Below are 9,091 nucleotides of genomic sequence, written 5' to 3' on the forward strand. Positions count from 1 at the left end.
AAAAAATGAATGTGCGGTGATTTATTTTTGAAATTCTTGAAATTATATCAAAAATTTAGAGTTTTGACGGAGAGACTACTTAATTTCTTTTAGTTTTTTTAGAACATCTTTTGCATGCCCTAAAGCCGAGACTGAAGGCCAGATATAAGCAAATTTTCCTTCTGGATCTATTAAAAATGTAGCTCTTTCTATACCCATGTATTTCTTTCCAAACATCGACTTTTCTACCCAAACGCTGAACTTTTCACATAGATCTCCATTAGTGTCGGTTCCAAGATGAAATTGTAAATCATGGTTCTTACGAAATTTCTCATGTGAAGCAAGTGGGTCTTTTGATACGCCAATTATTTCAGCACCAAGAGCTGAAAAATCTTTTTTAAGAGAGTTGAAGTCTCTTGCTTCGATAGTGCACCCAGGTGTGTTGTCTTTGGGATAAAAATATAATACTACATATTTACCTTTGAGACTCTCCAAGTTAATGGTTGTATCTTCAGATACTTTAATTGAAAAATTCGGAGCTATGTCACCGACTGAAAATTTACTCATCCTGTACCTTTCTTTTTGTTTAATACTAAATCTTGCACTATTCTTAAACCATTATTTTCGTTTAATATACTTCTATATATCTGTAAATTTTCTAGCACTCTCTGAACATAATTTCTTGTCTCATAGAATGGTATTGATTCTATCCAGTCCAGAACATCTCTAGGGTCGTCCATTTCTCTTGGGTCACCGTAAATTCCTAACCATTTCTTGACGTGGCCACCATTATAAGCCGCAATTGCCATAATATAAGAACCATCAAATTTTTCGATTAGTTGTTTCAAATAATTGCTTCCAAGTCTCATATTATATGATGGGTCTGAAGTTAGTTTTGAAATAACGCAGGCATCACCAATAGATTTCGCTGTATCACATGCTGTTCCTTTTATTAGCTGCATTAAGCCCATAGCATTAGCACTGCTTATGGCGCGCTGATCAAATACTGATTCCTGTCTGATTATACTATACATTAAAGCTTTTTCTAATGGCAATTGTGCTCCTGATTTATATGGAGTTGGGAAAGCATAGTTTTTGATCAACACATGTTTTTGCAGGGCGTATTTGGTGAGCCAAGCCATGTGGTGAATATTTGCAGATGTGCTCAGTAGGGCAGCTAAGTCTATAATATCTGTTGTGTTCTCTGCTTTTTCTATAGCTGCTTTTATATATAGCTGGCTAAGAGCGTTTGAGCCGTATTTTGATACAAGATGTGTCGCTTTTGCTATATGGACTTTAGCATTGTTTGAAGCGGTTACTTTGTGTTGTTTTAGATTAATGTCTGAAGGAAAAATCATCTTTTTCATTCCTATTTCAGAAGCGGCCACTTGACCATAGAAAGTGTAAGGATATTTTGTCGCTGCTAAGTTGTACAACTTAGCAGCTTTTTCTTTATCTTTTAGTGCTTCGTGAGCCCGTCCTAACCAGTAAATTCCTCTGGATTTACTCATAGGAGTTTTTACAGCCTCATTAAAGCTACGGAAGTGTTCAAGCGATAATTGAGCTTTATTTAAAAACCTTAAAGATAGCCAGCCAGCTAAGAATTCTGCATCACTTTTGTTAGCTGCGTTCTCAGTAAAGTGGCAAGAAACTATTTTATATGCATCATTATATCGTTTATGTTCAATGTATTCACGTGCAAGATAGGATTGTATTTTCCAAAATTTATCAGCGTTTTCAGGATCCGACTTTGCCATCATTATCAGGTTTGCAATTTCTGAGCTAGAAGGTAAATTTTTCTTTTTTAGTTCGATATACCTATAAATTAAGCCAGGAGTGTAGTGTTTCTTTGGGATATTACCAAATCTACCCAGTGCATTGCTTCCTTTCTGTATAAGTGCAATTTGCGCTTCAAATGATTTCTTATAGTCGGCCCCGACTAGGTATAAATTATTTTTAGCAGCTGTGGTACTATCGGCAAAAAGAAGATTATCGATTTTTTTAATATGATCTTTTATATCAAGATAATTTTTGAATTTGGTTTGATAGGCTTTCTGCTCTGGTAGAGAGAAACTTCCCTTATGCCAACCCTTTTTTATAATGGGAGAAAGTTTTTGAGGGTCTTTAATTACCTTAGCCGCTGCAAGAGCGTAATATTTGTATCCCCTACCAGTAAGAGGTTTATTGCTTTGAAACCACTTAAAAACTAACGAGCTATTAGTTGCATCATTTAAAAGATTCTCGGCGCTGACTCTCAATCCAGCTTCTTGAGGCCATCCCGGATTTTCTTGTAAAAACTGGATTATTTTTTCAAAACTATTGCCAGAATAGTTGGAATCAAGAAATTGTTGCGAAAGTACAATTTTCTTAAGAGCTGGGTTATTAGCTTTGCCTGAGGAATTAAGTGCATTTTGCCAGTCTTTCTGTTTTATCAATTTAAATACTTTTGATTCACTCGTTTCCTGAGCAAGAATTGTTGTTTGTGTGAAGAAGATTGTTAAAATAATTGACAGTACAGAAAGAATTCTCATAATCAGAAGAAATAAAAATAAATAATTAATTTACACCATAATTATGAATAGAGCATTTATCTTCCCGGGTCAAGGATCTCAAAGCATCGGAATGGGTAAAGATTTTTTTGATACTGAAAATACAGCAAGACAAGTTTTTGAATCTGTGGATGATGAGCTGGGCTATAAACTGAGTGACATTATCTTTAATGGTCCAACAGAGGCTTTGTCAATTACAACAAATACCCAGCCAGCGATTATGGCCACCTCAGTTGCTATTTTAAAAGTATTACTTGAAAAATCGGGTAAAAAGGTCGAAGAGCTTTGTAAAGTCGTTGCTGGTCACTCTTTGGGCGAATACAGCGCCCTTTGTGCTGTTGATGCAATTAGTCTTGAAAATACTTCTATGTTATTAAAAATAAGAGCTACCTCTATGCAAGAAGCTTCACCAAAAGGTGAAGGGGCAATGGCTGCATGTATTGGTATTACTGCGGCAAAACTTCAAGAGATGCTAGATGCAGTGGTTGATCATGGAGTTTGTCAAATAGCAAATGATAATGTTGAGGGACAAATTGTTATAAGTGGTCATGAATATAATGTTGATCGGGTAGTTGCTATTCTTAAAGATACTGGTTATAAAGCAATAAAGCTTAATGTTAGTGCTCCCTTTCACTCAATTCTAATTAAAGCTGCAGAATTGCCAATGAAACAAGCTCTTTCTGGTATTGAATTTATGCAGCCCAAAGTTCCTTTGATTTGTAATGTAACTGCTAAAGCCGAAACAAATTCCAATCAAATTAAACAAAATTTATTAGAGCAGATTTGTGGCGCCGTCAAATGGCGTGAAACTATGGATGAATTTAAAGCTCTAGGTATAACAGAGCTAGTTGAAATTGGGCCTGGAAAGGTACTCACTGGATTGGCTAAAAAATCACCCCATAATTTTAAAACATTCAGTATTTCAACTATAAAAGAGCTAGAAGAATTTCTGCAAGAACTATAAAATATAAATTTAAAGCGCTGCTTTATTAATAACTAATGTTATTCTGTTATAACTGGTTCTTAACTAACTCCATTGTTGATTATATACTTAGTAAAAACTACACAACCTAAAATTTAAATTTTTTGAAAAAATGATCTTTTTTACTAGACAGTAAGTTTTTATGCTGTTAGCATTAAACTTAAGATATAAGTATGGTGCTTATGTCCGTAACCTGAAGTTAACAATTTATTCTTTTACTGATGCAGGTTATCCTAGTGTGTGCAGTTCTAGCGAAAGCTAAGGAGGAGTAGATAACAAGGAGAGACGGTGAGATGCATTTACCTTTCCCAGATTAATTACAACAACTCAAGCCGTTTCTTCTTTGTATCTAAAGACTTTAAGTCTTGTTATCGTTAGATCCATTTCTAAAAACGACCAATATATATATCACGATTTATTGTTATTTTATAGTTTTAAAAATACTTACATATTGCTTCCAAATTACCATAAGTAGATAATCATAAGGTAACATTTTTTCTGTACCCATAAGTAATCAAATTGAGAGTATTAATAGTTGGAGCAAGCGGTTTTATTGGCTCCTATATTGCAGCATCTTTTTTAAACGATAATCATCAGGTTGTTTGTTGCGTAAGAGATGTAGAAAAAACTAAAGGAAGATTTCCTTTAGCCGAAGTTGTTGCCTGTGATTTTAATGTAGATATAACTCCAGAAAGTTGGATTGAAAAGCTAGAAAATATTGATGTTGTTGTGAATGTAGCTGGAGTATTAAATTCTAGCGGTGACAACAAAATAGATAATGTACACATAAAAGGTCCTCAAGCCCTTTTTGAGGCTTGTGAGCAAGCTAAAATAAAAAGAATTATTCATATATCCGCGCTTGGAATAGATGATGAAAAAACTACTGACTACTCTATCACCAAGAAGGCAACGGATAATTATCTTCAAACTATTACCACTATTGATTGGGTGATATTACAACCATCGTTGGTGTATGCAAGTGGTTGTTATGGAGGGACATCTCTACTAAGAGGTCTTGCTTCCATTCCATATTTTATTTTTCTTATGGGTGATGGATCGCAGCAATTCCAACCAATACACATGAGTGATTTAACGAATGTAGTTTTGCATTGTGCAAAAAGAGACAGTGAAATTAAAAGAACGCTCAAAATTGTTGGTCCTGAAGTTGTAGCTGTTAAAGATATATTAGTTAGTTTTAGAGAGTGGATGGGTCTATCACCGGCTCTTATTATTAAGATTCCTCTGATATTTATCGAATTAATGGTGTGGATAGCAGATAAAATTGGGAGGGGGCCTTTAAACAGCACGTCATACAAGATGATGATGCACCCTAATATAGCAGATAAAAAAGATTTTATTGAATTTACATCGGTCGTTCCAAAAACTTTTCACCTAGGTTTATCTTGTGACCCCCTTACTGTTCAGTCGTTATGGCACGCTAGGTTGTTTTTACTCAAGCCTCTTCTAAAATGGGTGCTTAGCTTGTTTTGGATAGCTTCTGGAATTATTGGGTTGGTGTCTTCTAAAAATGGAATAAGGATAATAGAGAATTTAGGTTTCGCTGAATCATTTGCATCAGCCATATTTTATGCCACCTGTTTGCTTGATATAATGCTTGGAATATTTCTAATAGTTAAACGAAAGATAACTATAACTTGCTTGATACAAATTTCAGTTATAATTGGATATACTCTGGTGCTAACATTCTTTGACCCGGTATTGTGGTTAGATCCGCTTGGTTCGCTTACTAAAAATATTCCAGTTATACTTCTTACTCTAGTTATCTTAGCAATAGAAAGTGATAAATGATGGACTGGTATCTATTTGTTAAAATTATACACATAATCACTTCTACAATTCTATTTGGTACTGGAATAGGAATTGCCTTTTTTATGTGGTGGGCTAATAAAACAGGAGACTTGGCGGCAAAGACCTACGCGGCTAAAACTACTGTTATTGCTGATTTTATATTTACTACTCCAAGCGTTATTATTCAGCCAATTAGCGGTATCATTTTAATCAAGATAATGGGCTATGACTTTGATGAATTATGGCTAGTCTTAACTTATGTAGGGTATTCTATCTCTGTGATTTGTTGGTTGCCAGTGATATGGATTCAAATCAGATTAAGAAATTTAGCTTTAAAAGCTTATGCAAATAACGAAGAGCTACCTGCTGAATATTATAAATTATTCAAATGTTGGTTTTTATTAGGTTGGCCAGCCTTTATTAGTTTAACTACTATCTTTATTTTGATGGTAACCAAACCTGTTTGAGATACTTTCTTAACAAAAAATCACGTTTTTTTATGAGATAAAAGTTTTTGTGAAATGATGCTAGAGTTAAGGCCATAGTGCTCATAAAGCTTTTCTGCTGGCGCAGAAGCTCCGAATGTATCAAGTCCAAAAAAGATTCCCTCCAAGCCGATAATACTGGACCAACCAAAACTACTTGCAGCTTCAATTGCAACAAGGTCTTTAGCGTTTCCTTGGAGCTCATGAAGGTAATTTTTTCCTTGTCTCAACAAAGTTGAAAAGCATGGGATTGAACAAATACGTACTGACAAATCTTGTGCCTCGAGTACTTTTTGTACTTCCATAGCTAGACTTACTTCGGATCCTGTAGAGAATATAGTAAAATCTATTGATTTAGGCTTGTGAGCTTCTGAAATAATATATCCGCCTTTTTCTGATTGGTTTTTGTCTGAGTCTATCCTTATTTGAGATACGTTTTGTCTTGATAGTACAATCATTGAAGGGTTTGTAGTATTTTTAAGTGCGATTTCGTAACACTCCTTTACTTCAATAAAATCAGCTGGTCTAAATACATCAATATTGGGCATTGCGCGAAAAGAGGCTAGATGCTCAATTGGTTGGTGTGTAGGGCCATCTTCTCCGACGCCTATTGAGTCATGAGTCATGACAAAAATTACCGGCAATCCCATTAATGCAGCTAAACGAATTGAAGGTCTCATATAGTCTGAAAAGACAAAAAATGTTCCGCCAATGGGTAGAAAATTAGACAAAGCTAGCCCATTCATAATAGCTGCCATTGCGTTTTCTCGTACTCCATAGTGAATAAAATTTCCGCTAAAATCATTTGAGTTAATTACTTTACATGCCTGGTTTGTTAATCCATTTGAACTAGCTAAGTCAGCGGACCCTACGATTGTTTTATTTTCGTTTTGCATTAAAGATTCAATTATTCTTCCCGAGGAAACTCTTGTAGCTTCTGGTTTAGTTGGTGTAGGAATATCTTTTTGAAGAGTGATTTTGGCTTTGTTGATATAGGCTTTTTGCGCCGATGAAAGTGCAGCAAATTCTTTTTGCCAAGAGCTGTACTCGGCTTGATTCCTTAACCAAGCTTGTTCCCATAATTGCTTAATATCCTCGGGTATAAAAAATTCTTCTCCAGCAAAACTTATATTACTCTTAAGGTGTTGAATCTCATCGGGTCCAAGAGGAGATCCGTGTGATTTTTCGCTCCCTTCTTTGTCCTTTGTTCCTTTGCCAATTTTTGTTTTAAAAGCAATGAAACTTGGTTTATCAGATAATTGCGCGTCACTCAAAGCTTGGCAAATTTGCGTGGTGTCATGACCATCTACCGAAGCAACATTAAATCCAAATGCTTCAAGTTTCATTAAATGATTTTCTGACACTGCTAAGCTAACTTTGCCGTCAATGGATATCCCGTTATCATCGAAAAGTATGATTAAATTGTTCAGTTTCAAGTGTCCAGCGATTGAGAGCGCTTCATAAGAAATACCTTCCATCAAACAGCCGTCCCCAACTATTGCATATGTTTTATAGTTGCATATATTATCTCCCAATTCAGCTTGGTATTTTTTGGCGGCAATAGCCATACCAACTGAATTTGCAAGACCTTGCCCTAGTGGGCCAGTAGTTGTTTCTATTGCTTCAAATAAATGATTTTCTGGGTGTCCTGCTGCTTTAGAATATAATTGCCTAAAATTTTTAATATCATTTAAAGGAAAATCCTTATATCCTGTTAAGTAAAGGAATGAATATAACATCATAGAACCATGACCAGCAGACAAAACAAGTCTATCGCGATTGAACCATTTAGAGTCGTGGGGATTGAATTTAAGAAATTCGAATGCAAGGCACGTCATGACTTGAGAAAAACCAAGGGGTAACCCAGGGTGTCCTGATTTTGCTTTCTCCACGGCGTCTGCTGAAAGAATTTTTATGCAATCGCTTAGTTGATCTAATGAATAATTTTGCTTTTTCGTCCCGTTCACTATAATGTCCAATCAATAAAATAATTTAGCAGGATCTTAAACTAAATAAAATATTATGACAACACTAGTTTCAACCCTAACAATTTTTATAAAAAGCCTTGCGAAGAATTTATGGCTATCTGTTAGTTCAGCAAAGTTTTACCAAGACGTGTTTTCATCGTCATCATCGTCGTCATCGTCATCATCGTCGTCGTCATCGTCGTCATCATCAACAATCGGATCTTCTACCGGTATACGTTCATCAATTTTATCTGGTACATTGTTGTCGACAACCCCTTCTTGCTGGGGAATAGGCTTGTCTTGAGTTATTCTTACACCTATCTGAGCTTCTGCTGGATTTATTTTTACAGGGATTATGCTTGTGTCAGGTAATTGAATCCTTACCCCAATTAATTGATCATCTTGATCTACAGATCCTTCTTCGGCATTTCTAGCTTCTTCAGGTTTTTTACTAAATTCTTCTAAAGACGGTATGCTTATGCCAGAACTTTTTGTAAAATTCAGCTCTAGTGACGTATCTTGTCTTTTAACGCCAGCACCCTCATGATCTACAGTGCCACCCCTCGTGTCATCCTCGGTTGCCAATAAATCTTCAACGCTTCTTTCTTTGTCATCTGCTTTCAGTTTTGTAGCACTCAAGTCTTTTTTATCAACTTCACCCAGTCTATCAAAATGGTCAAATTGCTCCCTATTGCCTTGCCCAGGACCAGTCTTATTGCCATTACTAGATTGAAAATCAGCCATATATACCTTCCCTTAAATATCAATTAATTTAATATTTATTAATTAATTACACGCTTTTTGAATTGGGTCATTATCTTAATTAATAATACCTTTACCCAAGCATATCTCTATAGGCTTTTAGTTGTTTTTGTAATGTATTTAAGCAATTTTTGGTAGCTGTGTGGCTATTTGGAGAAAAAGATTATTCTATCTTGCGACTTCATTATTCCAATTATCATAAGGATATTTGCCCATGTTTGGATAACCCATAATCCATAATTTAAATCAGTAAACGTAAAGCTAAACACAAACTGAAAAAGAGTACAAACCCCGCTTGAAAAAAGCACGACACGAATGCAATCTTTTAAAGTTGATTTACTTTTACTAAGGTAAGAAATAATGAACACCACAACAATCATAAAGCTCTTTTCAAGCAAAGTGTTGATAAAAATCATGATCGTAGCGACTGGAAACACAATGTATATAAGCATCGTTGGAACTTTTTTAAATAAAGGTACCAAACTAGATTTTATATTTTCTTTAGTTATAATTTGGGATTCTGAACCAAAAATTTGAATATATTTTACTGGTAATGTG

General features: G+C 35.1%; 8 protein-coding genes. 3 read left to right on the forward strand and 5 right to left on the reverse strand.

What is annotated here, in order from left to right:
* Positions 1–75: 75 nt before the first annotated feature.
* On the reverse strand, positions 76–546 hold the full coding sequence (locus tag Megvenef_RS05440) for a peroxiredoxin (RefSeq protein ID WP_322776965.1): 471 nt from the start codon (positions 544–546) through the stop codon (positions 76–78).
* On the reverse strand, positions 543–2,510 hold the full coding sequence (locus Megvenef_RS05445; RefSeq protein ID WP_322776966.1) for a lytic transglycosylase domain-containing protein: 1,968 nt from the start codon (positions 2,508–2,510) through the stop codon (positions 543–545). Before Megvenef_RS05445 ends, Megvenef_RS05440 begins: the two co-directional genes overlap by 4 nt.
* Before the next feature lie 43 nt (positions 2,511–2,553).
* Here Megvenef_RS05445 and fabD point away from each other — a divergent pair, with 43 nt between their 5' ends.
* The 3 genes from fabD (at position 2,554) to Megvenef_RS05460 (ending at position 5,786) form a co-directional block, all read left to right on the forward strand.
* Positions 2,554–3,492 (forward strand): ACP S-malonyltransferase, encoded by a 939-nt coding sequence (gene fabD, locus Megvenef_RS05450; protein ID WP_322776967.1) that lies wholly within the window; start codon positions 2,554–2,556, stop codon positions 3,490–3,492.
* A gap of 537 nt (positions 3,493–4,029) precedes the next feature.
* Complete coding sequence (locus Megvenef_RS05455) at positions 4,030–5,319, forward strand: SDR family oxidoreductase (protein ID WP_322776968.1); 1,290 nt, start codon at positions 4,030–4,032, stop codon at positions 5,317–5,319.
* The gene (locus Megvenef_RS05460) at positions 5,316–5,786 is read left to right on the forward strand and encodes a DUF2269 family protein (protein ID WP_322776969.1); all 471 of its coding nucleotides are present in this window, start codon (positions 5,316–5,318) and stop codon (positions 5,784–5,786) included. The genes Megvenef_RS05455 and Megvenef_RS05460 overlap by 4 nt, the downstream gene beginning before the upstream one ends.
* A gap of 20 nt (positions 5,787–5,806) precedes the next feature.
* Here Megvenef_RS05460 and tkt read toward each other — a convergent pair whose 3' ends face one another.
* The 3 genes from tkt to Megvenef_RS05475 all read right to left on the reverse strand — a co-directional run.
* Positions 5,807–7,771 carry a transketolase gene (tkt, locus tag Megvenef_RS05465; RefSeq protein WP_322776970.1) on the reverse strand — a complete coding sequence of 655 codons (1,965 nt, stop codon included), beginning with the start codon at positions 7,769–7,771 and terminating at the stop codon, positions 5,807–5,809.
* Positions 7,772–7,909: 138 nt separating this feature from the next.
* Positions 7,910–8,515, reverse strand: coding sequence for a hypothetical protein (locus Megvenef_RS05470; protein WP_322776971.1), 606 nt, complete (start codon positions 8,513–8,515; stop codon positions 7,910–7,912).
* A gap of 164 nt (positions 8,516–8,679) precedes the next feature.
* On the reverse strand, positions 8,680–9,091 hold a 412-nt coding region (locus Megvenef_RS05475; RefSeq protein WP_322776972.1), incomplete at its 5' end, for a hypothetical protein.

The organism is Candidatus Megaera venefica (assembly GCF_034554655.1).
Lineage (GTDB): Bacteria > Pseudomonadota > Alphaproteobacteria > Rickettsiales > Rickettsiaceae > Megaera_A > Megaera_A venefica.

What these genes read in the sequence shown, in the direction of transcription:
- Megvenef_RS05440 (WP_322776965.1), bottom strand. Translation starts at nt 546, where the DNA reads ATGAGTAAATTTTCAGTCGGTGACATAGCTCCGAATTTTTCAATTAAA.
- Megvenef_RS05445 (WP_322776966.1), bottom strand. Translation starts at nt 2,510, where the DNA reads ATGAGAATTCTTTCTGTACTGTCAATTATTTTAACAATCTTCTTCACA.
- fabD (WP_322776967.1), top strand. Translation starts at nt 2,554, where the DNA reads ATGAATAGAGCATTTATCTTCCCGGGTCAAGGATCTCAAAGCATCGGA.
- Megvenef_RS05460 (WP_322776969.1), top strand. Translation starts at nt 5,316, where the DNA reads ATGATGGACTGGTATCTATTTGTTAAAATTATACACATAATCACTTCT.
- Megvenef_RS05470 (WP_322776971.1), bottom strand. Translation starts at nt 8,515, where the DNA reads ATGGCTGATTTTCAATCTAGTAATGGCAATAAGACTGGTCCTGGGCAA.